The sequence below is a fragment of the Ponticoccus sp. (in: a-proteobacteria) genome, assembly GCF_048381735.1.
In genome coordinates, this window is record NZ_JBLXGL010000009.1 from 110,363 (window position 1) to 136,855 (window position 26,493).

Annotated in this window: 22 protein-coding genes; 11 read left to right on the forward strand and 11 right to left on the reverse strand. The window is 69.8% G+C overall.

All coding sequences use genetic code 11. The features are described 5' to 3' along the window. Positions 1-120: 120 nt before the first annotated feature. Entirely contained in the window at positions 121-1,314 is a 1,194-nt protein-coding gene (locus tag ACN5KJ_RS15360) for a TIGR03862 family flavoprotein (RefSeq protein WP_418594885.1), read from the reverse strand. Then, complete coding sequence (locus ACN5KJ_RS15365; protein ID WP_418594930.1) at positions 1,311-2,633, reverse strand: mechanosensitive ion channel family protein; 1,323 nt, start codon at positions 2,631-2,633, stop codon at positions 1,311-1,313. Before ACN5KJ_RS15365 ends, ACN5KJ_RS15360 begins: the two co-directional genes overlap by 4 nt. A gap of 76 nt (positions 2,634-2,709) precedes the next feature. On the opposite strand from ACN5KJ_RS15365, the gene ACN5KJ_RS15370 reads away from it, so the two are divergent. The 10 genes from ACN5KJ_RS15370 to ftsH all read left to right on the forward strand — a co-directional run bounded on the left by ACN5KJ_RS15370 (position 2,710) and on the right by ftsH (position 13,025). Beyond that, positions 2,710-3,015, forward strand: coding sequence for an HNH endonuclease (locus tag ACN5KJ_RS15370; RefSeq protein WP_418594886.1), 306 nt, complete (start codon positions 2,710-2,712; stop codon positions 3,013-3,015). Between the two features lie 62 nt (positions 3,016-3,077). Then, positions 3,078-3,461, forward strand: coding sequence for a tol-pal system-associated acyl-CoA thioesterase (gene ybgC, locus ACN5KJ_RS15375; protein WP_023850385.1), 384 nt, complete (start codon positions 3,078-3,080; stop codon positions 3,459-3,461). Positions 3,462-3,905: 444 nt separating this feature from the next. Beyond that, on the forward strand, positions 3,906-4,601 hold the full coding sequence (gene tolQ, locus ACN5KJ_RS15380; protein WP_206566613.1) for a protein TolQ: 696 nt from the start codon (positions 3,906-3,908) through the stop codon (positions 4,599-4,601). A gap of 3 nt (positions 4,602-4,604) precedes the next feature. Further along, a complete protein-coding gene (tolR, locus tag ACN5KJ_RS15385) occupies positions 4,605-5,084 on the forward strand; it encodes a protein TolR (RefSeq protein WP_347166867.1) in 480 nt (159 codons plus the stop codon). An 8-nt stretch (positions 5,085-5,092) separates the two neighbouring features. Beyond that, positions 5,093-6,334 (forward strand): cell envelope biogenesis protein TolA, encoded by a 1,242-nt coding sequence (locus ACN5KJ_RS15390; protein ID WP_418594887.1) that lies wholly within the window; start codon positions 5,093-5,095, stop codon positions 6,332-6,334. 525 nt (positions 6,335-6,859) lie between these two features. Then, positions 6,860-8,185 carry a Tol-Pal system beta propeller repeat protein TolB gene (tolB, locus tag ACN5KJ_RS15395; RefSeq protein WP_347166870.1) on the forward strand — a complete coding sequence of 442 codons (1,326 nt, stop codon included), beginning with the start codon at positions 6,860-6,862 and terminating at the stop codon, positions 8,183-8,185. Positions 8,186-8,294: 109 nt separating this feature from the next. Further along, the gene (gene pal / locus ACN5KJ_RS15400) at positions 8,295-8,822 is read left to right on the forward strand and encodes a peptidoglycan-associated lipoprotein Pal (RefSeq protein ID WP_418594888.1); all 528 of its coding nucleotides are present in this window, start codon (positions 8,295-8,297) and stop codon (positions 8,820-8,822) included. Between the two features lie 4 nt (positions 8,823-8,826). After that, positions 8,827-9,666, forward strand: a complete 840-nt coding sequence (locus tag ACN5KJ_RS15405) for a tetratricopeptide repeat protein (RefSeq protein ID WP_418594889.1) — start codon at positions 8,827-8,829, stop codon at positions 9,664-9,666. Between the two features lie 124 nt (positions 9,667-9,790). Further along, a complete protein-coding gene (gene tilS, locus ACN5KJ_RS15410) occupies positions 9,791-11,032 on the forward strand; it encodes a tRNA lysidine(34) synthetase TilS (RefSeq protein ID WP_418594890.1) in 1,242 nt (413 codons plus the stop codon). A 79-nt stretch (positions 11,033-11,111) separates the two neighbouring features. Further along, complete coding sequence (gene ftsH, locus ACN5KJ_RS15415) at positions 11,112-13,025, forward strand: ATP-dependent zinc metalloprotease FtsH (protein ID WP_418594891.1); 1,914 nt, start codon at positions 11,112-11,114, stop codon at positions 13,023-13,025. A gap of 297 nt (positions 13,026-13,322) precedes the next feature. Here ftsH and ACN5KJ_RS15420 read toward each other — a convergent pair whose 3' ends face one another. Further along, complete coding sequence (locus ACN5KJ_RS15420) at positions 13,323-13,754, reverse strand: PaaI family thioesterase (RefSeq protein ID WP_347166875.1); 432 nt, start codon at positions 13,752-13,754, stop codon at positions 13,323-13,325. Between the two features lie 38 nt (positions 13,755-13,792). Continuing rightward, positions 13,793-14,467: a ligase-associated DNA damage response endonuclease PdeM gene (pdeM, locus tag ACN5KJ_RS15425; RefSeq protein WP_418594892.1), complete on the reverse strand. Its 675-nt coding sequence runs from the start codon at positions 14,465-14,467 to the stop codon at positions 13,793-13,795. A 278-nt stretch (positions 14,468-14,745) separates the two neighbouring features. On the opposite strand from pdeM, the gene ACN5KJ_RS15430 reads away from it, so the two are divergent. Then, positions 14,746-15,486, forward strand: coding sequence for a vWA domain-containing protein (locus ACN5KJ_RS15430; RefSeq protein WP_418594893.1), 741 nt, complete (start codon positions 14,746-14,748; stop codon positions 15,484-15,486). Between the two features lie 308 nt (positions 15,487-15,794). On the opposite strand, the gene ACN5KJ_RS15435 is transcribed toward ACN5KJ_RS15430, so the two are convergent. The 7 genes from ACN5KJ_RS15435 to ACN5KJ_RS15465 form a co-directional block, all read right to left on the reverse strand. After that, positions 15,795-17,420 carry a BCCT family transporter gene (locus tag ACN5KJ_RS15435; RefSeq protein WP_418594894.1) on the reverse strand — a complete coding sequence of 542 codons (1,626 nt, stop codon included), beginning with the start codon at positions 17,418-17,420 and terminating at the stop codon, positions 15,795-15,797. A 605-nt stretch (positions 17,421-18,025) separates the two neighbouring features. Beyond that, positions 18,026-19,102: a BMP family ABC transporter substrate-binding protein gene (locus tag ACN5KJ_RS15440; protein ID WP_418594895.1), complete on the reverse strand. Its 1,077-nt coding sequence runs from the start codon at positions 19,100-19,102 to the stop codon at positions 18,026-18,028. A 29-nt stretch (positions 19,103-19,131) separates the two neighbouring features. After that, a complete protein-coding gene (locus ACN5KJ_RS15445; RefSeq protein WP_418594896.1) occupies positions 19,132-20,055 on the reverse strand; it encodes an ABC transporter permease in 924 nt (307 codons plus the stop codon). A 187-nt stretch (positions 20,056-20,242) separates the two neighbouring features. Then, the gene (locus tag ACN5KJ_RS15450) at positions 20,243-21,328 is read right to left on the reverse strand and encodes an ABC transporter permease (RefSeq protein WP_418594897.1); all 1,086 of its coding nucleotides are present in this window, start codon (positions 21,326-21,328) and stop codon (positions 20,243-20,245) included. 84 nt (positions 21,329-21,412) lie between these two features. Beyond that, complete coding sequence (locus tag ACN5KJ_RS15455) at positions 21,413-22,936, reverse strand: ABC transporter ATP-binding protein (protein ID WP_418594898.1); 1,524 nt, start codon at positions 22,934-22,936, stop codon at positions 21,413-21,415. Further along, entirely contained in the window at positions 22,903-23,865 is a 963-nt protein-coding gene (gene xdhC / locus ACN5KJ_RS15460; protein WP_418594899.1) for a xanthine dehydrogenase accessory protein XdhC, read from the reverse strand. The genes ACN5KJ_RS15455 and xdhC overlap by 34 nt, the downstream gene beginning before the upstream one ends. Further along, on the reverse strand, positions 23,828-26,290 hold the full coding sequence (locus ACN5KJ_RS15465; protein ID WP_418594900.1) for a xanthine dehydrogenase molybdopterin binding subunit: 2,463 nt from the start codon (positions 26,288-26,290) through the stop codon (positions 23,828-23,830). Before ACN5KJ_RS15465 ends, xdhC begins: the two co-directional genes overlap by 38 nt. Between the last annotated feature and the right edge of the window lie 203 nt (positions 26,291-26,493).

Here is a 26,493-nt window from a genome sequence, read left to right on the forward strand (position 1 = left end):
CGGCGGTCCGGCCACCGCTTCCGCGCCCGCTCTTCTCTGGTCTTCCAATACCTTGGGGGAGCGAGCGCCGCGAGCGGGGGCAAGGCCCCCGGCCCGGTCGCCGCCATCGGCCAGCGCGCCCTAGGGCACCCGCTTCAGCCAGTCGGCGGCCGCGCGCCCGGCCTGTCGGCCCGTGGCAAGGCAGGCGGTCAAAAGGTAGCCCCCGGTGGGGGCCTCCCAGTCCAGCATCTCGCCCGCGCAGAAACAGCCGGGCCGCGCCGTCAGCATCAGGTCGGGCGTCAGGGCCTCGAAGCGCACCCCCCCGGCGGTCGAGATCGCCTCGTCCATCGGGCGCAGCCCCGCAACCGGCACCGGCAGGGCCTTCAGCACAGCGCCCAGGGCCTCGGGCGCCACCGGCAGCGGGCGGGCGCAGTCCTGCAGCAGCGCCAGCGTGGCGGGCGGCAGCTTCAGCGTCTTGCGCAGCCAGGAGGTCAGGCTTTGCTTGCCACGCGGGCGGGCCGACAGGCGGGCGGCCAGCGCCCCGGTCGAGAGGTCCGGCAACAGGTCCACCGTCAAGCCATGCCCCTCGCGCAGGGCGGGGGTCAGCGGATAGATCCCGCCGCCCTCCAGTCCGCGCACCGAGATCACCGCTTCGCCCCGGTTCGCCATGGCCCCGGCCCGGAACAGCGCGTTCTTCACCGGCGCGCCGAAGTGCCGGGTCATGTGGCTGGACCAGTCCACCAGAACCCCGGCGTTCGAGGGCGCGAAAGGCGCCAGTCCGACCCCCTGCGCGCCCAGCACCGGCGCCCATGCGCCGTCCGATCCCAGCCGCGCCCAGCTGGCGCCGCCCAGGGCCAGCACGGTGGCGCCCGCCGTTACGCGCTGCGCCCCCTCGGGCGTTTCGAACAGCGCGACCGCGCCGTCCCAGCCCTGCCAGCGCCAGCGGGTGCGCAGCTCCAGCCCCATCGCGTCCAACCGCCGCAGCCAGGCCCGCAACAGCGGCGAGGCCTTCATGGCGCGGGGAAAGACCCGCCCCGAAGAGCCGGTGAAGACCGGCTGTCCAAGCCCCTCGGCCCAGTGCTGCACCGGGCCGGGGCCGAACGCCGTCAGGGCGGCGCGCAGCGGCGCTTCCGACCCGCCGTAGGCGCTGTGGAAGGCCTCGGAAGCCTCGTCCTTGGTCAGGTTCAGCCCGGACTTCCCGGCCATCAGGAACTTGCGCGCCACCGAGGGCTTGGCCTCGGCCAGAAGCACGCTCCGCCCCTCGGACAGCAGGGCGTCGGCGGCCATCAGTCCCGCCGGGCCGCCCCCGATCACCAGCGCATCGACCCGGGTCACGCGGCCCCCGGCGCGGTCTGGCGCAGCTCCACGACGCGATGCGGATAGGGGATCTCGATGTCATGCGCCTTGAGCGCGTTCCAGATCAGGAAGCCCACGTCCGAGGTGAACTTGTTCGGCCCGTCGTCATGGCCGTTGCACCAGAACTCCACCGCGAAATCCACACCCGAGTCGCCAAAGCCGCGCAGCTCGCAATCCGGCGGGCTGGGCCTGTCCAGAACCGCCGGGTGCCTGGCCACCGCCTCTTCGATGATCGCCGGGACGCGGTTGATGTCGGTGTCGTAGCTGACCGAAAAGGGCACCTCGAAGCGGTTCGACGAGCCCTGGTCGGAATAGTTGACCACGCGCGTGGTGATGAAATCCTCGTTCGGCACGACCACCCAGCGCCCGTCGAAGGTCTCCAGGATCATGGCGCGGGCGGTGGTCCGGACGATGGTGCCGGAGACGCCGCTGTCCAGCTCGACGAAATCGCCGAGCGTGGCCTGACCTTCCAGCAGCAGGATCACCCCCGAGATATAGTTCGAGGCGATCTTCTGCAGCCCGAAGCCCAGACCCACGCCGATGGCGCCGCCCATAACCGCAAGCGAGGCCAGCGGCACGCCGATGATGTTCATCAGCAGCAGGAAGGCGATGCCGTAGATCGTCACCTCTGCCGCCTTGGCGGCCAGTTGCCGGGTCGCGGGGCGCATCTCCTGCCGTTCGATATAGCCGCCGGTCTGGTCGTTCGACCAGCGGCCCAGCCAGAACAGGACCGACCCGGCGATCAGCCCGCGCACCACCGACAGCGCGCTGAAGCGGATGTTGCCAAGGGCGATGGTGGTGTCGCTCAGGAACTGCGTCGCCGGCTCCAGGATCCCCAGCGCATACAGCGCCATGACCGGCAGCAGGATCATCCGTCCGATCAGCTTCAGGAAGGGATCGGTGACGATCTCGCGCACGAGGATGCGGGCGGCAAGGAAGAGGAACAGGCGCTTGCCGAAGGCGATCACCGCGCCGGACCCGAACAGCGCCCGGGTCAGCCCCTCGCCGACGGCGGTCAGCAGGTAGGCAAGGACCGGCAGCAGCAGCGGCACGAAGATCAGCAGGAACAGGCGCAGGCTGGCCAGCAGGCCGCTGCGTTCGTCCTCGGGGGTCAGGGCGCGGTTCAGGGCGGGGCGCAGGCGCCGCGTCACCAGCCAGGCCAGCACGAAGGCCGTCAGCAGCAGCGCGAATTGCGACCAGGCGGCGGGCGACAGCAGCCACTGGCGGGCGATCTCCCAGCCCTGCCGGGCCCAGTCGGCGGCCTGCCGGACCGGCTCCGGCAAAGTGGTCAGGTCGATGTCCAAGGCCTTGATCCCCCGCGCTCTGCGACCACTCTTCTGCCCAAAGCCCCCTCGTTGCACAAGAGCCGCCGCCATGTCCCGCGATCCGATCTGCCCGCTGTGCCTGCGCCCGATTCCGCCCGGGGCGAAGCAAAGCCTGCATCACCTGACGCCGCGCCTGAAGGGCGGCAAGGGCGGCCCGGTCGTGCTGTTGCACCAGATCTGCCACAACGAGATCCACGCCCGCTTCACCGAGGCCGAGCTGGCGCGCGACCTGAACACGGTCGCGGCGCTGCGCGCCCATCCGGCGCTGGCCGGGTTCCTCGCCTGGGTGGCGCAGCGGCCGCCGGGGTTCCACAGCCGCAGCGCGGGCGGGCGGCGCAAGCGCCGGGGGCGCTGAGCGCGTCTTGCGCCGAAGACGGGGGCCGCCTAGGGTCCGGCCCGACGGCAAGGGGGTCCCGCATGCACATCTTTCCGGTGACGGTCTACTACGAAGACACCGACATGGCGGGGATCGTCTACCACGCCAACTACCTGAAGTTCATCGAACGCGCCCGGTCCGAATGGGTGAAGGACCAGGGGCTCGACCAGAACGCCATGCGCGAAGAGGGCATCGTCTTCGTCGTGCGCCGGATCGAATGCGATTACCTGCTTCCGGCGAAATACGACGACCGGCTTCAGGTGCGCACGACCGTCAAGGCGATGACCGGCGTGCGGCTGATCATGGCACAGGAGGTCCTGCGCGGCGAAGAGGTGATCTTCCGCGCCGATGTGACGGCGGTCTGCGCCACGCTCGACGGCCACCCGGCGCGCCTGCCCGCGGTCCTGCGCAATCGCGTGCACTGAAACCCCGTGCCGGTCCCAATCCCAGGGGGGGCGGGCCTGAGCTGTCCCGCAAGGCCCCGGGCAACGGGCGGGCAGCAGGCCTGACTTCTTTGGTCTTCAAATACCTCGGAGGGGTCCGGGGAGGCAGAGCCTCCCCGGCCGGTCGCCTGCCGCAGGCAGGCGAAACCCGACTGTATGGGCGGGCAGGGTGACCGGCCGGTCGCTGGTCTCCGGCGGGCGCCGCGCGTGCCGGGCTTGCCCTGGCTGTCTCGCCGCCCGGTGTGGCCTGCCGGCGCGCGGGCCGGGGGCGGCGGGCGAGGGCCTGCGGCCTGCGGCAAGGAATCGCTCAGGCGGCAGGGCTCTCGGGGCGATCACGCAAATCTGTGGTCAGGGCCCTGCCATTCCGCTACAATGCGCGGTAATCAGAGCCCCGAAACAGGGGCCGACAGGAAAAGAGCAGGTTCTATGGAAGCAGAAACGCTTGCGGCGGCGCAGGCCATCGATTTCTCCTTGTGGGGACTCTTTGCGCGCGCCACCCTGACCGTCAAACTCGTCATGCTGATGCTGACCGTGGCCTCTGTCTGGGCCTGGGCGATCATCTTCGAGAAGTTCGTCAGCTATCGTCAGGCGCGCCGCGAGGCCGCCAAGTTCGACCGCGCCTTCTGGAGCGGAGAGCCGCTGGACGAGCTCTTCGACCAGCTGGGGCCGGAACCCAAGGGCCGGTCGGAACGGGTCTTCGTGGCGGGCATGATGGAATGGCGCCGCAGCCACCGCGAGGACGGCGGGCTGATCGCCAATGCCCAAAGCCGCATCGACCGCAGCATGGACGTGGCGATCCAGAAAGAGGCGGACACGCTGCAGCGCGGCCTTCCGGTGCTGGCGACGGTGGGCTCCACCGCGCCCTTCATCGGCCTCTTCGGCACGGTCTTCGGCATCATGCACTCGTTCATCCAGATCGCCGAGCAGCAGAACACCTCGCTGGTGGTCGTGGCGCCGGGCATCGCCGAGGCGCTGCTGGCCACCGGTCTGGGCCTGCTCGCGGCGATTCCGGCGGTGATCTTCTACAACAAGTTCTCCGCCGACAGCGACCGCATCGTCGGCAACTACGAGGCCTTCGCCGACGAATTCTCGACCATCCTCTCGCGCCAGCTGGACGCCTGACCCATGGGAGCGGGCGTCATGAAAGGCGGCGGGGGCAAGCGGCGCAGGCGCGGACGGCGCGGCGGCGGCGCTCAGCCCATGTCCGAGATCAACGTCACCCCCTTCGTGGACGTGATGCTGGTGCTGCTCATCATCTTCATGGTGGCGGCGCCGCTGCTGACCGTGGGCGTGCCGGTGGAACTGCCCAAGACCGCCGCGCAGGCGCTGCCGTCAGAGACCGAAGAGCCGCTGACCGTGACCCTGTCGGCGGACGGCCTCGTGCTGATCCAGTCGACCGAGGTGGGCCGCGACGAGCTGGTGGGCCGGTTGCGCGCCATCGCGGCGGAACGCTCTGACGACCGTGTCTACCTGCGCGCCGACGGCGCCGTGCCCTATGAGCAGGTCGCCCAGATCATGGGCGCGCTGAACGCGGGCGGCTTTTCCTCCATCGGCCTCGTGACCGACGTGGGCGGCCCGGCGCTTGACGAGCCGGGCAGCGACTGAGGGCCAGGGTGCAACGCGAGTTCGGCATATCTCTTGGGGCGCACGCCCTTGTGTTCGCGTGGCTGATGCTGGGCGACCTCTTTTCCGCGCCTCCGCCAGAGCTGTCGGTGGCCGATGTGACGGTGCTGTCCGAGGCCGATTTCGCCGCACTGACGCAGGCGCCAGAAGCGCCACCGGCGGAAGTGCCCTCTCTTGTGCCCTCGCCGGAACCCGAGCCGGAACCGCAGCCCGAACCCGCGCCCGAGCCAGAGCCGGAACCCCTGCCGGAGCCAGAGCCTGAACCGGCCCCGGAGCCCGAACCCATGCCGGAACCGCAGCCAGAGCCGCAGCCCGCCCCCGAGCCAGAGCCGCAGCCGGCCCCGGAACCCGAACCGCAGCCCGAACCGGAACCGGCGCCCGCGCCAGAGCCGGAACCCCAGCCGCAACCGCAGCCGCAGCCCGATCCGGTGCCTGCGCCGCCCGCCCTTGTGCCGAACCCCGAGCCGCAGGTGCTGGCGCCGGATAACTCGCGCCGTCCGCAGCCGCGCCCGGCGCCGCGCGTCTCGACAGAGCCGACGCCGGAACCGGAACCCGACGCGGTCATCGCCGAGGACGTGCAGCCCGCCGCCGACCCCGACGCGCAAAGCCCCGATGTGGTCGAAGAGCCCGCCGAGGCCGAGGCCCCGCCCGAGACCACCACCGAGATCGTCACCGAAGAGGCCGACGATCCGTCCGGCTCGCGTGCGCCCACCGCCTCGATGCGGCCCCGCACCCGTCCCGACCGCGTGGCCGAGGCGGCACAGTCGCAGCCTGACCCGGCCCCCGCGGCCCAGCCCTCGGAGACGCCCGAGCCGGAGCGCGCGCCGTCGCCCTCGACCGACGACGCGCTTGCGGATGCGCTGGCAGAGGCCCTCGCGGGCGGGGGCGCACCCGCCGACGCGCCGGTCGGCCCTGCGCTGACCACCGCCGAGCAGCAGGACCTGATCGTCGCGGTCAAGGCCTGCTGGATCGTCGACGTCGGCTCGGAAGCGGCGGATGTCACGGTGACGGTTGCCATGGACATGGAGCCCGACGGCACCGTGAACGCCAGCAGCATCCGCATGGTCGGCAACTCGGGCGGCTCCGGCGCGGCGGTGGAGACGGCCTTTCAGGCGGCGCGCCGCGCGGTCCTGCGCTGCCAGAAGGACGGCTACCCGCTGCCCTCGGACAAATACGCGCACTGGAAAGAGATCGAGATCACCTTCAACCCCGAACAGATGAGGCTGCGGTGAAGGCGATGGCCGCCGGTCTTGCCCTTCTGGCTGTCCCGGCCTCGGCACAGGCGGCCGTCTCGCGGCGACGGGCGTTGCCCGCCATCCGCTGCCGGCTGCGGGCCTGCTGGCGGCTGGTGCCGGGCAGCCCTGCGGCGGAAGGCACCACCCCCAGGGGCATCCACGGGACCCCGGATGGCCGGGGGCAGGCAGGCCGGAAGCGGTCTCGGGCGCGGGGCGTGCTGTCGCGGCGGCCCGGATCCTGCTGCGCTGCATGGGGCATGGCTACCCGCTGCCCCGGACCGATGGCGAGGCGTGGCGCATGATCGCGCGGCGCTTCGACCCGATGGCGGCGGGGGGCCGATGACCCTGGCCCCGTCGCGCACCGTTTCAACTGCAACCTTGCGTGAAAATCTGCGCGATTCCCCGCCGACTTCCCCCCGAAACGCGGTTTTGCGGCGGCGCTTTCCGGGCTATGTTAACCCGGCAGCGGGCGACAGACCCGCCCCAAGCCGATCAGAGCAGTCCCTTAAGGAGGGATCCGAGATGAGAGCAGCGCTCGCCTCCCTGTTGTTTGCCCTTGCAGCCCTTGTCTTGCCCGCCATCGCTGCGGCGCAGGGCGGTCCGCTGCGCATCGAGATCACCGAGGGCGTGATCGAACCAATGCCCTTCGCGGTGCCGTCCTTCGTGGCGGAAACCCCGGCGGCGCAGCCCTATGCCGACGAGATCACCAATGTGATCGCCTCGGACCTGATCGGAACGGGCCTGTTCCGCGAGGTTCCGCGCGACGCGCATATCAGCCGGGTCAGCAGCTTTGGCGCGCCGATCCAGTTCGCCGACTGGAAGGCGGTCAACGCGCAGGCGCTGATCACCGGCGCGGTGACGGCGGACGGCGCGGGCCGGGTCGTGGTCAAGTTCCGGGTCTGGGATGTCTTCGCGGGCACCGAGCTGGGGCAGGGCATGCAGTTCGCCTCTGACACCTCGGGCGTGCGGCGTCTGGCGCATAAGGTCGCGGATCAGGTCTACAGCCGCCTGACCGGCGAACAGCCCTACTTCGACAGCCGCGTGGTCTTCGTCTCCGAGACCGGGCCGAAGGACGACCGCCAGAAGCGCCTTGGCGTGATGGATTACGACGGCGCGAATGTGCAGTACCTGACCGATGCCTCGGCGCTGGTGCTGGCGCCGCGCTTCTCGCCCGATGGCAGCCGGGTTCTCTATACCTCTTACGCCAGTGGTTTCCCGCGGATCCACATCGTCGACGTGGGCGCGGTGAACAGTCGGATCCTGCAGGCGGGTAGCGGCGAGATGACCTTCGCGCCGCGCTTCTCGCCGAACGGGCAGCAGATCGTCTACTCGCTGACGACCGGGTCGAACACGGATATCTACGCGATGGACGTGGCCAGCGGTGCGACGCGGCAGCTGACCTCGGCCCCCTCGATCGAGACGGCGCCCAGCTTCTCGCCCGATGGCAGCCAGATCGTCTTTGAAAGCGACCGGTCGGGGCGGCAGCAGCTGTATGTGATGCCCGCCGCCGGTGGCGAGGCGCAGCGGATCTCGTTCGGCGATGGCCGCTACGGCACGCCGGTCTGGTCGCCGCGCGGCGACCGCATCGCCTTTACCAAGCAGAACGCCGGGCGCTTCCACATCGGCGTGATGAAGGTGGACGGCAGCGAGGAGCGCCTGCTGACGGCCTCTTTCCTCGACGAGGGCCCGACATGGTCGCCCAACGGGCGCGTCATCATGTTCGCCCGCGAAACCCAGGGCGCGCAGGGCGCCTCGGCGCTGTACACGGTCGATATCTCGGGCCGGAACCTGCAGCGGGTGCGGACGCCCGCCGGGGCTTCGGACCCCAGCTGGGGACCGTTGCAGTGACGATCTGGTGGGGTGGGGCAGGGACCCATCCCACATCTTGACGATAGACGATTCACACAATCCGTTGGCCGTGCTACCGTTGCGGCAACGAAAAGAGCAGGACAGTGCGATGAAACATCTTACCAAAGCCCTCCTTCTGGTGGCCGGCCTCGCGGTGACGGCCTGCACCAATGCTGACCGTTTCGGCTCTGGCCAGAACGGTGCCGGTGCCGGTGCGGGGGCGGGCCTGAACGGCGGCTATCTGCCCGGCAGTGCCGACGATCCGACCTCGACCGCCTATTTCCAGCAGCGCGTGGGCGACCGCGTCCTGTTCGGGATCGACCAGTCGACGCTGTCCCCGCAGGCGCAGACGGTGCTGGACGGGCAGGCGCAGTGGCTGCTGACGAATTCCGACTACATGGCCGTGATCGAAGGCCATGCCGACGAGCAGGGCACCCGCGAGTACAACATCGCACTGGGCGCGCGCCGCGCCAATGCGGTGCTGGATTACCTGGTGTCCAAGGGTGTCGCCCCGAACCGGTTGAAGTTCGTGAGCTACGGCAAGGAGCGCCCGCTCGAAATCTGTTCCGCCGAAGCCTGCTATGCCAAGAACCGCCGCTCGGTGACCGTGCTGGCCGCCGGCGGCCTGACGGGCTGAGCCGATGCGCCTGATCGCTGCCGCAGGATTCGTGCTGTCGCTGGCGCTGCCAGCGGCGGCGCAGGATGCCCAGACCCTTGCCGACATCAAGCAGGACATCGCCGTCCTGAAGGTTGAGTTGCAGAAGCTCAACCGCGAGCAATCGACCACCGGGGGCGCGATCGCGCCGCTGGGGGGCTCTGCGCTGGACCGGCTGAACGCCATCGAGGCCGAGCTGCAAAGGATGACCTCGAAGGTCGAACAGCTGGAGTTCCGGATCGGGCAGGTCGTCTCTGACGGCTCCAACCGGATCGGCGACCTGGATTTCCGCCTGTGCGAGCTGGAGCCCGATTGTGACATCGGTTCGCTGGGGGACACGCCGCTGCTGGGCGGCGGTGCCACGGCAGAGGGTGCGGCGGCCACGCCCGCACCGGCGCCTGTGCCCTCTTCGGAACCCTCTGCCGGGTTCTCGGGCCAGCTCGCGGTTGGCGAGGAGACGGATTTCAAGGCGGCCGACGAGGCGCTGTCGCTGGGCGATCACGCCGGCGCCGCGACCCTGTTCCAACGGTTCCGCGAGAACTACCCCGGCAGCCCGCTGGAAGCGGCGGCGCTGGTCGGTGAGGGGCGGGCGCTGGAGGGGCAGGGCGACACCCGCGAGGCCGCCCGGCGCTACCTCTCCGCCTATACGAGCTTCCCCGATGCCGATGCCGCGCCCGAGGCGCTGTGGCGCCTTGGCGTGTCCCTTGCGGCGCTGGGGTCTGTTCCCGAGGCCTGCGTGACGCTGGGCGAGGTCGCGGGCCGCTATCCCGGCACCGACTACGTTGGCCGCGCCCAGTCGAGCATGGCCGAACTGGGATGCTCCTGACGGTTTCGGATCGGCTGTGCCGATCCGACCGGCGCGCGCTGCGCGCGCGATGGGGGCTCTGCCCCCCGGCGCTGTGCGCCTCCCCCCGAGAGTATTTTTGCAAAGAAGAAGCGGGGGGCGGCGCGTGAGCCTGCAACGGCGGTTCGCGGAGGAGATGGGCACCCTGCTGGGGCCGGATTTTCCCGAGGAACTCGTGCTGGCGGTGTCCGGCGGGGCCGACAGCATGGCGATGCTGGCGCTGGCGCATGAGTGGGCACGGGTCTGGGGTGTGCGGCTGCGGGTCGTTACGGTGGATCACGGCCTGCGGGCGGAAAGCGCCGAAGAAGCCCGGATGGTGGCGGCGGAATGCGCCCTGTTGGGGCATGAGCATGTCGTGTTGTGCTGGTCCTGGGAGGGGCGCGGCAACAAGATGGACGCGGCTCGGCGCGGGCGCCTGGCGCTGATCGACGCCTGGCGGGGGTCTGCGCGCCATGTCCTGCTGGCCCATAGCCGTGACGATGTGGCCGAGAGTTTCCTGATGCGGCTGGCGCGCGGGGCCGGGGGCGACGGGCTGGCCGCCATGGCGCCGCTGCGCGCGCTGCCCCTGCAGCCTTCGGTGCCCGCGGAGGCGGGGGGGGCTGCGGCCGGCATGGTTCTGGTCCGGCCCTGCCTTGGCATGTCGCGGGCGGCATTGCGGCATCACGCGACGGTTCTGAAGGTGCCCTTCGTCGACGATCCCTCGAACGCCGATCCCCGGTTCGACCGGGCGCGGATGCGGCGGCTGCTCGCCCTGCTGGAGGCGGAGGGGCTGGACCGGGACGCGCTTGCGGGCGCCGCCGAGCGGCTGCGGGCGGATCGCGACGTTCTGCAGGCGGATGTGCTGCGCGCCTGGGAGGCGGGTGGCGCAGAGCATCCCGGCTGGCTGTCGCTGGCGCCCGGCTGGGCCGCAGGGGTTGCCCCTGCGACGCGGCGGCGCCTGCTGGCGCGGATGTTGCGCTGGGTGGCCGGGCGCGACTACGCGCCGAGGGCCGCGCCGCTGGATGCCCTGCTGGACCGGGTCCTGAGCGGTGGCGGCGGCACGCTGCACGGCTGCGAGGTGGCGCATCTGGGCGGGCGTGTGGCGATCTTCCGCGAGCATGCCGCGATTTGCGGTCTTGGCGCTGTCGGCGGGTTGTGGGACGGGCGCTGGCAGGCGCCGGAGGCGGGCGGCGCGCTCCGCGCCCTGGGCGATGCGGGCTGGCGGGCGCTGGACCCGGCAGAGCGTGCACCGCTTCCGCACCGGATCGCCCGCGTGTTGCCCGTGGTCTGGCGCGACGGTCGGCCCGATCCGGCGGCGGGGCCGCGCTGGATCGCGCCGGGCTTTACCCAGTTCCTCATGACGCATTGAACCCCTGTCGCCAATCGCTATGTTACACCCCAAAGGCGCCTGACCGGGCCGCCTCTTCGGTCTGCAAAGGAGTCCCCTCTTGGGCAACGCGCGTAATATCGCCTTCTGGGTCGTTCTGTTTCTTCTGATCCTGGCGCTGTTCAACCTCTTTTCCGGTGGCGGCAACACGCTGCAAAGCCGCGAGATCAGCTATTCGGAATTCGTCCGGGCGGTCGAAAGCAACCAGGTCGGGCAGGTCACCATCGACGGTGAGCAGGTGCGCTATCGCACCACCGAGGGCCAGGAGTTCGTGACGATCAAGCCGGAAGACGCCGAGATCACCACGCTTCTGCTGAACAACGAGGTGCCGGTGAAGGCCGAGGCGCAGCAGCAGTCGGGCTTTCAGGCCTTCATCCTGTCGCTTCTGCCCTTCCTGCTGCTGATCGGCGTCTGGATCTACTTCATGAACCGGATGCAGGGCGGCGGCAAAGGCGGGGCCATGGGCTTTGGCAAGTCCAAGGCCAAGCTGCTGACCGAAAAGCACGGCCGCGTGACCTTCGACGACGTGGCGGGCATCGACGAGGCCAAGGAAGAGCTGGAAGAGATCGTCGAATTCCTGCGCAACCCGCAGAAGTTCAGCCGCCTCGGCGGCAAGATCCCCAAGGGCGCGCTGCTGGTGGGCCCTCCGGGCACCGGTAAGACGCTGCTTGCGCGCGCCATCGCGGGCGAGGCCGGTGTGCCCTTCTTCACCATCTCGGGTTCCGACTTCGTGGAAATGTTCGTTGGCGTCGGCGCCAGCCGCGTGCGCGACATGTTCGAGCAGGCCAAGAAGAACGCGCCCTGCATCGTCTTCATCGACGAGATCGACGCCGTGGGCCGCGCCCGTGGCCAGGGCTACGGCGGTGGCAACGACGAGCGCGAGCAGACGCTGAACCAGCTTCTGGTCGAGATGGACGGTTTCGAGGCCAACGAGGGTGTGATCATCGTCGCCGCCACCAACCGCCGCGACGTTCTGGACCCGGCGCTGCTGCGTCCGGGCCGCTTCGACCGGCAGGTCACAGTGCCTAACCCCGACATCAAGGGCCGCGAGAAGATCCTTGGCGTGCATGCGCGCAAGACCCCGCTTGGCCCCGACGTCGACCTGCGCATTATCGCGCGCGGCACGCCCGGTTTCTCGGGCGCCGACCTTGCGAACCTCGTGAACGAGGCGGCGCTTATGGCCGCCCGCGTCGGTCGCCGCTTCGTCACCATGGTCGATTTCGAGAACGCCAAGGACAAGGTCATGATGGGGGCCGAGCGCCGCAGCATGGTCCTGACCGACGAGCAGAAGGAAAAGACCGCCTACCACGAGGCCGGTCACGCCATCGTCGGCCTGACGCTGCCGCAGTGCGATCCGGTCTACAAGGCCACGATCATTCCGCGCGGCGGCGCGCTGGGGATGGTGGTCAGCCTGCCGGAAATCGACCGTCTGAACTGGCACAAGTCCGAGTGCGAGGAAAAGATGGCCATGACCATGGCGGGCAAGGCCGCCGAGATCATGAAATACGGCGAAGAGAACGTGTCCAACGGCCCGGCGGGCGACATCCAGCAGGCTTCGGCTCTGGCGCGCGCGATGGTGCTGCAATGGGGCATGTCCGACAAGGTCGGCAATATCGACTACCGCGAGGCGGCAGAGGGCTATTCCGGCAATACGGCGGGCCTGTCGGTCTCGGCCGAGACCAAGCGCCTGATCGAGGAAGAGGTGAGGCGCCTGATTTCCGAAGCCTACGACCGCGCCTATCAGATCCTGACCGACCGCAGGGAAGAGTGGGAGCGCCTGGCCAAGGGCCTGCTGGAGTACGAGACGCTGACCGGCGAAGAGATCCAGCGCGTGGTGCGGGGCGAACCGCCGCATTCCGGCGACGACGATCACGGCTCTGGTGTCGAGGACGAAAAGCCCAGCATCACGGCCATCCCGAAGACCAAGCCCAAGGCCAAGCCCGCCGGCGATATGGAGCCGGAACCCTCGGCCTGACGGCACCGACAACAGCCAGAGACCCGGCGCCCGCGAGGCCGCCGGGTCTTTTCGTTTCCGGGGTGCGGGCGGCGCGTCGCGGGCCTGCGCTGAGGCGATGCCCCGGGCACTGGACCCTTCCGGCCCCTGCGCCGGGAATGCGCGGAATGCGGAAGGGGATCGGACAGGGCGACGGGGCGCAACAATCCCGGGGACTGATCCGCCGGGGCCCCTTGGCCGGGCGCGGCGGCGGCGGGCAGCCCCGCCTTGGGGCCGGGTGACTGGATCGCGCCGGGCACCACGGCTCCTGTTGGCGCGCTACCGGGGCTCGGGGGCCGGGATGCGCACCATCGTGCCGGTCAGCCGCGCGATGTGGCGCTCTGCCCCTTCGGTCACCGCGTAGACATCGGCCTGCGTCACCAGCATCCGGCGACCGGGCTTCACGACCTGACCGCGGGCGACCAGCGCCTCTCCGGTGCCGGGGGCCAGGTAGTGGATCGTCATGTCTGAGGTCACCACGTCGTCGCCCGGGGCCAGCACCGTGACGGCGGCATAACCTGCGGCACTGTCGCCGATGGCGAAGGCCACCGCGCCATGCGCGTAGCCCTGCTGCTGGCTGGCGGCGGCGGTCACCGGCACGCGGATCTCCACCGTCCCGTGTCCGACCGAGACAACCGTCGCGCCCAGTGTCGTCATCAGCCCCTGCCGGGCAAAGCTGTCGCGGATGCGGGTTTCCAGGTCGGTCTGCATGGCCCCAGCATTGCCGGGCGCGCGCCGGGCGGCAAGCGTTACCCTGCGGCGGCGCGCGGCATCGGGATCGCCACGGGGCGCCGTGCCAGAAGGATCGCGCAGGCCTCGGGGCCCATCAGCGTGGCCAGCGGCGCGCGGTCGCAGGAGAGCCCGCCGGTATAGGCGCCATAGGCGGGCAGGATCAGCCGCCGGGCATCGCAGAGAAAGCAGGGATGGGTCAGCGCCCGCCCGCGCACCACGATCCGGGCCTTGGGGTGGTAATGGCCAGAGACCTCGCCCTCTGCCCCGGGGCTGGCGATGTGGCGAAAGACCAGCGGACCCAGACGATGTTCGGCCCGGTGCGTGCCCCCCAGGGCCACCGGGCCGGGGTCGTGGTTGCCCTCGATCCAGGTCCAGTCGCGCCCGGCTTGCAGGCGGGTGATCCACAGGGCCTCAGGCTCGGGCAGGCAGGCATCGATCCCGGGCGCGTCGAAGCTGTCGCCGAGGCAGATCACCGACCGGGCGCGGGTGGCGGCCAGATCCTGCTCCAGCCGCGACAGGGTTTCCTGCGTGTCGTAGGGCGGCAATTGCGCGCCGCCCACCGCCGACAGCCGGGCGGACTTGCCAAGGTGCAGGTCCGAGACCACCAGCAGCCCTTCCTCGGGCCAGTGCAGGGCGCCGGAGGGCAGGGCGTGCAGCGAGACGCCGCGGAAGGTAAATTCGTGGATGTTCATCCTTTGTCTTTGCCCCGGACATGCGCGGGCATCAAGGGGCGCGTGGTCGGGTGCCTGCGGCGGGGCAGGATCCTGCCCCTGTCCGGGGGCGGGCGCGTCGGCCCCCGGGCAGGGCCGTGCGACTGGGGCAGCGGGATCGTCCGACCCTCGGCGTGGTTCTGCCACAGGATGGGCCATGCGCCCCTGCTGTGCCGGTTCCGCCCCGGCGGGTGGCTGCGGGCCGGGAACTGGACAGGTGGCCCGCAACCGGGCAGGCTGTTGGGCAGGGAGGACGGCCCATGCGCCTCTATGACCCCCTTGCGCCCGTGCTGGCGGCGGCGCTGGCTCTGGCCCCGGCGCCCACCGGCGCGGGGCAAAGCTGCACCGAGGACGCGATGATCGTCTTCGACGGCTCCGGCTCCATGGCCGAGATCGGCTCTACCGGGATCGGCGTGCCGCGCATCTCCGAGGCGCGCACGGCCCTGAACCGGGTGATCCCCGAGATCGCGGCGGCGCGCCGGCTGGGGCTGGTGATCTATGGCCCTGCCGGGGATCGCACCTGCCGGAACATCGACCTGCGCTTTGCCCCGCAATGGCAGGCGGCGCCGCGGCTGCTGGCCGATGTGCAGGCGCTGCGGCCCGCGGGCGGGACATCCCTGACCGATGCGGTGAAGCGGGCCGCCGAGGTGCTGGGCGCGCCCGGGAACAGCGGCGCAGTGGTGCTGGTGACGGACGGCAAGGAAACCTGCGGCGGCCAGCCCTGCCAGCTGGCGGCAGAGCTGGCCGCGACGGCGCCGGGGCTGACAGTGCATGTGATCGGCTTCAAGGTGCGCGACGATTGGCCGGACCCGGGCCGGACAGAGGCCTCTGGGGACGCGACGGTGGCGCGCTGCCTCGCCGACCGCACCGGCGGCCGCTACGTGGGGGCCGAGACGGTGGACGAACTGGTCGGCGCCCTGCGGGTGACGTTGGGGTGCAATGTCTTCGGGCAGGCTTCCGACAGGGCGCGCAGGCTGGCGAGGCTGACGACCGGCCCCTGATTGGAAGGACCGGGGCGGGCCGTGGCGAGGCGGGCTGCGGGTTTTCTGGCACCCGGTCGCGTCGGGGTTGCCGGGGCCCGGTGTTGTCCAGGCCTTTACCGGCACGAACCCGGCCAGTCCCGTGGAGGTTTTCGCCCTGCGGGCGCAGCGGGCCGACCCGGTCCCGCGTCGCCCCGTGCACAGACGAAGAGATGCTCTTTCCAGCGGCACAGGTGACCGGGTCGGGCGGTCGCGGAGCGCCGCAGCAACCGCAGACGCCGCTGGGGAAACAGCGGCGCCGGATGGCGGGGCAGGGCGCCCCCCCTGTGTCAGGCGTTGTCCGGGTGGAACTCTTCCAGCTCTGGCCGGGTGCCGATGGTGATGTGGTCGATCTCTTCCATGGCAAAGCCCCGGATCAGCGAGGGGATCATCATGCAGACCAGGACGAAGATCGGCAGCCCGACCACGGTGATCACCTGTTGCAGGGCGTCCAGCCCCGCATCGCCCGCCAGCACGATCAGCATGGCGGCGACCAGCCCCTCTGTCGCGCCCCAGAAGACCCGCTGCCCCACCGGGCCGGGTTCCGGCGCGCCGGTGCAGAGCATGTCGACCACAAGGCTGGCCGAGTCCGAAGAGGTGGCAAAGAAGATCGCCACGATCACCACCGCGAAGCCCTGGATGAAGGTGGTGAAGGGGAAGTGCTCGAAGAAGGCGAACATCGCCAGCGGCACGCTCTCCGCCACCGCCGCGCTTATCTGGCCGGCCTCCTCTCCCATGGCGGCGCGGGCGGCAAGGCCGAGGCCGTCGAATTCCATCGCCTGCCAGCCGAAGATGGCGAACCAGATCAGGGTGAAGGCCGAGGGCGCCATGAGCACGCCGAAGACGAATTCGCGGATCGTCCGCCCGCGCGATATCCGCGCCACGAAAAGGCCGATGAAGGGCGACCAGGTCACCGTCCAGGCCCAGTAGAAGACCGTCCAGCCACCCTGCCAGCCCCATGTTTCGGTGTTCGGGTTGTTGTTGGCCAGCATGTCGTTCCAGAAGGCCAGACGCGGCAGGTTGCCGAAGTACAGCCCGAAGGTCTCTACGATGCCGCGCAGCAGGAACAGGGTCGAGCCGCAGACCAGCACAAAGACCATCAGCGCCACGGCCATGCCGATATTGAGGTTCGACAGCACCTTCACACCCTTGTCCAGCCCCACGACGATGGAACAGACCGCCACGCCCGTCAGGACCGCGAGGATCGTCACCTGCACGGCAGGGCCGTCACCGGTTCCGAACAGTTCGTTCAGGCCCGCGGCGATCTGGCTGGAGCCGAGGCCCAGCGAGACCGCGACCCCGAAGAGCGTGCCGAGGATGGCCGCCACGTCGATGGCCTTGCCGATGGGGCCGTGGATGCCCTCGCGCAGCAGCGGATAAAAGACCGAGGACACGCGCACCGGCAGTTCGTAGCGGTTGATGAAATAGGCGAAGGCCAGCCCGGGCAGCGTGAAGATCGTCCAGGTGTGCAGGCCAAGGTGGTAGATCGCGATGGACATGGCATCGCGCGCGGCCTGTTCCGTGTAGGGCTCTACCCCCTGTATCGGCGGCGCCGAGAAATGCGAGATCGGCTCTGCCACGCCCCAGAACATCAGCACCGTGCCGATGCCGCCGGCAAAGAGCATGGTGAACCACGACAGGTTGCTGAACTCGGGGCGCGAGCCCTTGGGGCCAAGCCGGATATGGCCATGGCGCGAGGCGGCGGCCCAGATCAGGAAGCCCAGCCAGACGTTGACGCCAAGGATGAAGAACCAGCCAAGGTTGGTGACGATCCAGGCGCGACCGGCGGCGAAGGCCTGGCCGATGGCCTCGGGGGCGATCACCAGGGCAAGGACGAAGACAAGGGTGAAACCGGCGGATGTAAAGAAGATGATCGGATCGGTGCGCAGACCGAGCCTTCGTGCAAGCTGTTCCAAGAATTCTGTCCCCCGTTTTGAAACTCACTTTTCCGACACAACGCAGGGGAGAGTGCGCGGTTCCTGATTTGTTTAACAAAGGTTAAGTTTGCGGAGGGAGCGCAGGCTGTCAGGGATAGGCTTGTATTCGGGGATGCCTCTGGCCCTTTCCTTAAAGGGGTGTCCTGCACGGCTCAAATCTTGCAACAATGCGATCAACCACCCGGCGCGGACCCAAGGCGAAGCCGCCGCGCCATCATGCCGGGGGCATGTCTTCGACATGACGGGCCATCCGTGCCGCCAAAGGCGGGCCACTGGCAACGGCGCAGCTACGGTGCGACGGCCCGGCGATTTGGCGGATGTTGGCGCGACCTATCTGAACTCGTAGGGACATTGCCGGGATAAACTGCCTTCCTGAACCGAAGGGTCGCCGGACCACGGCCCTGCGATGGCGCGGCTCACCGGTCCGGGAAAGCTGTCGTTCTCAGCGTGCAGTGCAAACGCCCCCGGGGTTTCCGTCGGGAGCGCATCTCAACCCGAGCGGTGAGTCTTCATCCAAAGCGGAAAGGAAAACGCCCCCGAAGTCTCCTTCGGGGGCGTCAGGTCGAACCGTATCGGCCCTGTGCTTACTGCGGCACTTCCGCGTCGAGGCCCTCGACGAAGAACAGCATGCCCGCAAGGTCGCCGTCGCTGGCCGTCTCACCCTCGGCCAGCCATGGCGTGCCGTCGGCCTTGTTGATCGGGCCGGTGAAGGGGTGGTACTCGCCCGACGCCAGCGCCGCCTTCATGGCCAGCGCCTCTTCCTTGACCTCGGCGGGCACCGCGTCGGTGATCTCGCCGATTCCGACCATGCCGGTCGAGACCCCGTCCCAGGTGTCCTTCGACTCCCATGTGCCGTCCATGACCGCCTGCACGCGCTCGATGTAATAGGGCGTCCAGTTGTCGATGATCGACGAGACGCGCGGCATCGGCGCGTAATCCGCCATGTCCGAGGCCTGGCCGAAGGTGATGACGTTCCCGGCTTCCTGCGCGGCGGCCTGCGGCGCGGTCGAGTCGGTGTGCTGCAGCACCACGTCGGCGCCGTTCTCGATCAGCGCGCGGGCGGCATCGGCCTCTTTCGCCGGATCGAACCACGTATACAGCCAGATGATCGAGAACTCGACGTCCGGGTTCACCTTCTTGGCGTGCAGATAGGCAGAGTTGATGCCGCGCACGACCTCGGGGATCGGCACCGAGGCGATGTAGCCGATCTTGTTGGTCTTGGTCATCTTGCCCGCGATATGGCCCTGGATCGCGCGGCCCTCGTAGAAGCGCGCCGAATAGGTCGAGACGTTGTCGGCGCGCTTGTAGCCGGTGGCGTGCTCGAACTTCACGTCCGGGAATTTCTCGGCCACGGCGATGGTCGGGTCCATGTAGCCGAAGGAGGTGGTGAAGATGATGTCGGCGCCGGACAGCGCCATGCGGGTGATCGCGCCCTCGGCGTCGGCGCTTTCCGGCACGTTCTCCTGGTAGACGGTCTTCACCTTGCCCTCGAAATGGGCCTCCATCTTCTGGCGGGCCTGATCGTGCTCGTAGGTCCAGCCGCCGTCTCCCGGCGGTCCGATGTAGATGAAGCCCGCGGTCAGCGGATCGTCCTGCGCCAGCGCGGCGCTGCCCAGCGTCAGCACGGCCGCGGCGGAGGCAAGAAGGGTTCTGCGAAGCATGGTGGTCTCCCGTTGGTTCAGGGTTGGCCTCAGGACGAGGCGTGGAAAGATCGGCCCAGCGAGGCGGGCGCGCCATGCGCGCCGCGTGCCGAGATGATGACAAGCACGATGATGGTGATCAGGTAGGGCGAGGCTGACAAGAGCGCGACGGGCACCTCGGCCCCCGCCGCCTGCAGGTTCAGCTGCAGCACGGTGATGCCGCCGAAGAGGTAGGCCCCCAGAGCCACCCGCCCCGCCCGCCACGAGGCGAAGACGACGATGGCCAGCGCGATCCATCCCGCGCCCGCGGTCATGCCCTCGGTCCATTGCGGCACGCGCACAAGCGACAGGTAGGCGCCGCCCAGCCCCGCGCAGGCGCCGCCGAAGAGGATGGCGGCGACGCGGATGCGCACGACCTTGTAACCCAGCGCATGGGCGGAACCGTGGCTCTCGCCCACCGCGCGCAGGATCAGCCCGGCGCGGGTGTATTTCAGGAAGGCCCAGACCGCCACGACCAGCAGCAGCGACAGGTAGACCATGGCGTCATGGGAAAACAGCATGCGCCCCAGCACGGGCAGCTCCGAGAGCACAGGGATATCCAGCTTCGGCAGGGTGGGGGACTTGATCCCCTCGTAGGGCTTGCCGATCAGGCTCGACAGGCCCAGCCCGGCCAGTGTCAGCCCCAGCCCCGTGGCCACCTGGTTCGACAGCAGCACCTGCGTCAGCACGGCAAAGACAAGGCTCAGCGCCGCGCCTCCCGCCGCCGCCGCCACGAATCCCAGCGCCGGAGAGGCAAAGCTCACCCCCACCGCAAACCCCACCACGGCGCCGGTGATCATCATGCCCTCGACGCCAAGGTTCAGCACGCCGGACTTCTCGACCACCATCTCGCCAATAGCCGCCAGCAGGATCGGCGTGGCCGAGATCATGATCGAGGCGACCAGCAGCACCGGGTTGATCGAACCGAAATCCATCAGGAAAACCCTCCGTTGTTGCCGGGGGTGTCGGCAAACGACCCGCCTCGCCCAAGACAGCGCGCGGCCCCTGCTTCTTCTGTCCGGAAATATCCCGGGGAGCGCGAGGGGTGAGGCGACGCTGAACGCGCGCAGCGCAGCCCCTCGTTCCGGCCCGCGCAACACGCGCCAACACCTGCCAACCGCATCACGCCGCCACCCCCGCGCCAAAGCGCAGCCGGTAGTTGGTGAAGACATCCATGGCCAGCAGGAAGAACAGCAGCATCCCCTGGAACAGCTGGATCGCCGCGCCGGGCAGGCTCAGCATCAGCTGCGCCAGCTCGCCGCCGATGTAGGTCAGCGCCATCAGAAAGCCCGCCAGCAGGATGCCCACCGGGTTCAGCCGCCCGAGGAAGGCCACGATGATCGCGGTGAACCCGTAGCCCGCGTTGAAGCTGTCGGTCAGCTGTCCCGCCGGGCCGGTCACCTCGAAAAGCCCCGCCATGCCCGCCAGCGCACCGGCAAGGCCAAGGCAGAGGAACACGATCCGAGCCGGGTTCACCCCGGCGAAGCGCGCGGCGCGCGGCGCCTCTCCGCTCAGGCGGATATTGAAGCCCTGGATGTGGCGGGTCATCATCACCTGCGCCGCGATCACCGCGATCAGCGCCGCCACGACACCCCAGTGCAGGCCGGTGTTCGACACAAGCTCGGCGTTGTGGACCGCGGGCCATTGCTTGAAGTTCCGCGATCCGGGAAAGCCCATGCCCTCGGGGTTCCTCAGCAAGCCGGTCGAGACGGAGACCAGCACGTTTTGCGCCACGTAGACCAGCATCAGCGAGACCAGGATCTCGTTGGTGCCGAAGCGGGTCTTGAGCAGGGCCGGGATCATCGCCCAGGCCCAGCCGCCCAATGCGCCGCAGAGCACCATCAGCGGGAAGATCAGCGGGCTCTCGGAGGGGTAGAGCGCCAGCCCGGCCCCGGCGCCGCAGATCGCACCGATGATGTACTGGCCCTCGGCGCCGATGTTCCAGATGCCCGCGCGAAAGCCGATCGACAGGCCGATGGCGATCAGGATCAGCGGCGCGGCCTTCACCAGCAGTTGCGGGCGGGAATAGCTGGCGAACTGCGGGTGAAAGAGCGGGTCCCAGAAGATCGTGCGGATCGCCTCGACCGGTTGCGCCCCAAGGAACCAGAAGAGGATGCCGCCGACAACCATGGTCAGCAGCACCGCCACCACCGGCGTCAGCACGGTCCAGAGCCGCGAGGGCTGCGGGCGCTTCTCCAGCCGGATCATGCCACGGCCCTCGCCACGCGCGCGGAATTTTCCAAAAATTCCGACCCGGTTTCTTTCGAAGAAACCGGCGCCTGCATCACGCGTTCAGGCCTCCACATGGGCCACCTCCATGTCGTGGGCGCCGCCCATCATCAGGCCGATCTGTTCCATATTCAGCTCCGCCACCGGGCGCAGCGCCGACAGCCGCCCCTCGTTCAGGGCGCCGAAGCGGTCCGAGACCTCCATCAGCTCGTCGAGGTCCTGACTGATCACCACGACCGCGCTGCCCTTGGCCGCCAGATCCAGGATCTGCTGCCGGATGAAGGCCGCCGCCGCCGCGTCCACACCCCATGTCGGCTGGTTGATCACCAGCACCTCGGGGGCCTGCAGGATCTCGCGACCCACCACGTATTTCTGCAGGTTGCCGCCCGAAAGTGCCCGCGCCGCCGTGTGCACGCCGGGCGTGCGCACGTCGAAGCGCTGGATCACCTCTTCGGCAAAGCCCTTGGCCTTGCCCCAGGAGATGAAGCCCCGGCTCAGCAGGCCCCTGCGCCGTGCCGCCGTCAGCACGCCGTTCTCCAGCAGGCTCATGTCGGGGGCCGCCGCATGGCCCAGCCGCTCTTCCGGCGCCGACAAGAGCCCCGCCGCCCGCCGCGCCACCGGCCCCTGTCGGCTGATGTCCGCGCCCTTCAGGCAGACCGAGCCCGCGGGCGCCAGCCGCTCTCCCGACAGCGCCGCCAGCAATTCGTCCTGCCCGTTCCCGGCCACGCCGCCAAGGCCCAGCACCTCGCCCGCGCGCACCTCGAACGAAATCTCCCGCAAGGGCGTCCCGAAAGCCCCCGGCGCGGGCAGCGACAAGCCGCGCACCGCCAGCAGCACCGCGCCCTTCTCGACGCCGCGCGCCTCGGGGGTGGCAAAACTGCTGCCCACCATCATCTCGGCCATTTCCCGCGCCGTGGTCTCGCGCGGGATGCAGGTGTCGACCTTCTTGCCCAGCCGCAGGATCGTCGCCGTGTCGCAAAGCGCCCGGATCTCTTCCAGCTTGTGCGAGATATAGAGGATCGAGGTCCCCTCGGCGCGCAGGGTGTTCAGCGTCTCGAAGAGGATCTCGACCTCCTGCGGGGTCAGCACGCTCGTCGGCTCGTCCATGATCAGCAGGCGCGGGTTCTGCAGCAGGCAGCGGATGATCTCGACCCGCTGCCGCTCGCCCGCCGAAAGCGTGCCGACGGTCCGCGAGGGATCCAGCGGCAGGCCGTAGGTCTCCGAGACCTCTCGGATCTGTCGCGCCAGCTGCGTCATGGGGGGCGGGGCTTCCATCCCCAGCGCCACGTTCTCGGCCACGTCCAGCGCGTCGAAAAGCGAGAAGTGCTGGAACACCATGGCCACGCCTGTCCGCCGCGCGTCCGAGGGCTTGGAGGGCGCGAAATCCGCCCCGTCCCATGTCATCTCGCCCCGGTCCGGCATCACCAGGCCGAAGATCATCTTGACCAGCGTCGACTTGCCCGCGCCGTTCTCGCCCAGCAGGGCGTGAATCTCGCCCTTGCCGATGTCGAAGGACACGGCGTCGTTGGCCACGACGCCGGGGTAGGCCTTGGTCAGGCCCCGGATGCTGAGGAGTGTATCGGCCACTCTGTTCTGTCCCTCGTTTGCAACGAAACTATTTGCGCGGCGACCCCGATGGCAATGGCCTGCGGATGCTTCCCCAGAGCTTTCTGCCCGATCGGGCAGCAGATGCGCGCGATTTCGGCAGATGTGTGGCCCAAAGACTGCAAGCGTCGGGAAAAGCGCGCTTTCTTGGTGTCCGACCCGATCAGCCCGGCAAAGCCGAAGCCGTGCCGCAAGAGCGCGTGGCACAGGTCGAGGTCCAGCGCGTGGCTGTAGGTCAGGATCAGGTGCGCGGCGCTCCGGGGCGCCATCGCGACGGCGCGCACCGGCTCTGCCACCGGCAGGACGGTCACGCCCTCGGCGACCGTTTCGGGGAAGCGCTCCGGCCCGGTGTCCAGCCAGGTGACGGCGAGGTCGGGCAGGGGCGCCAGCACATCGACCACGGCGCGGCCCACGTGGCCCGCCCCCCAGACCCAGACCGGCAGCGTGGGGTGCCGCACCGGCTCCACCATCCAGCCCTGCAGCAGCTGCGGCGCCGGGGCCTCTCCGCGCGCGCGCGCCCGGTCGATCAGGCGCTGCACCGCCAGTGGCCTGTCGCCGGGACCGCGCGCGATCACGGTCTCGTCCAGCGCCGCCACCGCGGCGGCATCGTAGTGTTCCGTCAGCAGCGTCACCGCCCCGCCGCAGCACTGGCCCAGCCCCGGCCCCAGCGGATGCCGTGTCAGCCCCTGCCGCGTCAGGGCCGCCTGCGCCGCTTGATACTCCAGCGCGCCGCCGCCGATGGTGCCGGACTGCCCGCCCACCCAGACCAGCATGGCCGCACCGACCTCGCGCGGCGATGACCCGGCCACCTCGGCCACCACGACGCGGGCGACCCGGCCATGGGCGGCCACCGCCCGTCGCAGGCCCTGAAGGTCAAACACCGCGCGCCCGCCGGATCGCTTCCAGCACATGCTCCGCCGTGGCGGGCGCCTCGAGATCCGGGTAGGCGGACCCGCAGGCCGCCACCGCGTCCGACAGGGCGAGGAAGGCCGAGATGCCGTGCATGAAGGGCGGCTCTCCCACCGCCTTGGACCGGTAAACCGTCGGCTCGCGGTTCTGGCCGTCCCAGAGCGCCACGTTGAAGACCGGCGGGCGGTCGGAACAGGCGGGGATCTTGTAGGTCGAGGGCGCATGCGTCCGCAGGGCGCCCTTGTCGTCCCAGACCAGTTCCTCGGTGGTCAGCCAGCCCGCGCCCTGCACGTAGCCGCCCTCGATCTGGCCGCGATCCAGCGCCGGGTTCAGCGAGGCGCCGCAGTCGTGCAGGATGTCGCTGCGCAGGATGCGGTTCTCGCCGGTCAACGTGTCCAAGACGACCTCGGTGCAGGACACCCCGTAGGCGAAGTAGTAAAAGGGCCGCCCCTGTCCGCGCTGCCGGTCCCACTGGATCTTCGGCGTCTTGTAGAAACCGGTCGCCGACAGGCTCACCCGGCCCTGGTAACATAGCGCGGCAGCCTCGGCGAAGCTCATCTCCCGCCCGCCGACCACGACGCGGCCGCCGTCGAAGGCCACCGTGTCGACGGAACACTGGTGCAGCTCCGCCAGATAGGCCGCCATCCGGCCCACGATCGCGTCGCAGGCCAGGGCCACCGCCGCGCCGTTCAGGTCCGACCCCGAAGAGGCCGCCGTGGCCGAGGTATTGGGCACCTTGGCGGTGTCCGTGGCGGTGATCCGCACCGCCTCCAGGGGCACGCCAAAGCGGCTTGCCGCCACCTGCGCAACCTTCTGGAACAGCCCCTGTCCCATCTCGGTGCCGCCATGGTTCATCGCGATGGAGCCGTCCTGGTAGACATGCACCAGCGCCCCGGCCTGGTTGAGATGCGTCAGCGTGAAGGAGATCCCGAACTTCACCGGCGTCAGCGCGATGCCGCGCTTCAGCACCGGGTTCGCGGCATTCCACGCGGCCACCGCCTCGCGCCGCGCCGCGTAGCCGCAGGACGCGACCAGCGCCCCGGTCATCTCGTGCAGGATGAAATCCTCGACCGGCTGCCCGTAGGGCGTGGTCTGCACAGTCCCGGAGGCCACCGGCCCGCCGCGATCCTCCGGCCCCTCCGGCCCCCCGCGCGAGGCCAGGTCCGCGCCCGCAGGCGCTTCGCCCTCCGCCGCGGAACCCTCCTTCTCATTCTTCTGTCCGGAAATATCCCGGGGGGGCTCCGCAGGAGCGGGGGGCAGAGCCCCCCTCTGCAGATCCGCCTCAGCCCCGCCGTAGTAGTTCACCCGCCGCACCGCCAGCGGATCGCGTCCAAGCGCGTGGGCGATATGGTCCATCACCCGTTCGATCCCCAGCATGCCCTGCGGGCCGCCGAAGCCGCGATAGGCGGTGGCGCTCTGGGTGTTGGTCTTCAGCCGGTGGCTTTCGATCCGGCAGGCGGGCAGCCAATAGGCGTTGTCCGCGTGCAACATGGCGCGGTCCGCCACCGGAAGGGACAGATCCTGTGCCCAGCCGCAGCGGGTGTATTGCACGAATTCGACCCCGGCGATGCGGCCCTCGTCGTCGAAGCCGACCGCGTAGTCGATGCGGAAATCGTGGCGCTTGCCGGTGATGGTGAAATCGTCGTCCCGGTCGTAGCGCATCTTCGCGGGCCGCCCGGTCTCGGCCGCCACCACCGCGCAGGCGATGGCCAGCGCGTTGCCCTGGCTTTCCTTGCCGCCGAAGCCGCCGCCCATGCGGCGGGTTTCCACCCGGACGTCGTGCATGTTCAGGTGCAGCGCGTGGGCGACCTTGTGCTGGATTTCGGTCGGGTGCTGGGTCGAGGCATGCACCAGCATGCCGCCGTCTTCCTGCGGGAAGGCCAGCGCGGCCTGGCCTTCGAGGTAGAAATGTTCCTGCCCGCCCATGTCGAGGCTGCCAGACAGATTGTGCGGGGCCTCGGCGATGGCGCCGTCCGCATCGCCGCGCTGCCAGATCACCGGACCGGCTTCGAAGCGGCTGTCGGCCTCCAGCGCCTCTTCGATGGTCAGGGTCGCGTCGCGGGCGGCGGTCTCGATCTTCGCCAGGCGGGCGGCGCGGCGGGCGGCGAGATGCGAGCTTGCCGCGACAAGGAAGACCGGCTGGCCGAGGTAGTGCAGGCTGCCCCCGGACAACAGCGGCTCGTCGTGGTTCGAGGGTGAGCAGTCGCAGTCCGACGGCAGGTCGGCGCGGGTCCAGACCTTCACGACGCCGGGGGCCGCGCGCACCGCCTCGAGGTCGAGGCTGGTGATCCGCCCCGCCGCGATGGGGGAGAGGCCAAAGGCGAGGTGCAGGCAGTTCGCGGGCGTCGGGATGTCGTCGACGTAGCGCGCCCTGCCGGTCACATGCAGGCGGGCGGCGTCGTGGGGAAGGGGTTTGGCGACGCTCATGCCAGGGCCTCCGGGAGGGCGGCCCGGGCGCGGGCCGGACCCGTGGCACATAGGCGGGAAACCCCTTCCGCGCGCTTCACGTCAGCCGGGCGCCTGGGGGCCGCGGCGGGGGGCCGTCCCGCGACAGGGGCGGCGGCGCGGGCGGCGGGCCGGGTACGGGCCGGACCTGTGGTGAGTGACACGGAGGAGCCTTTCGTGCGCAT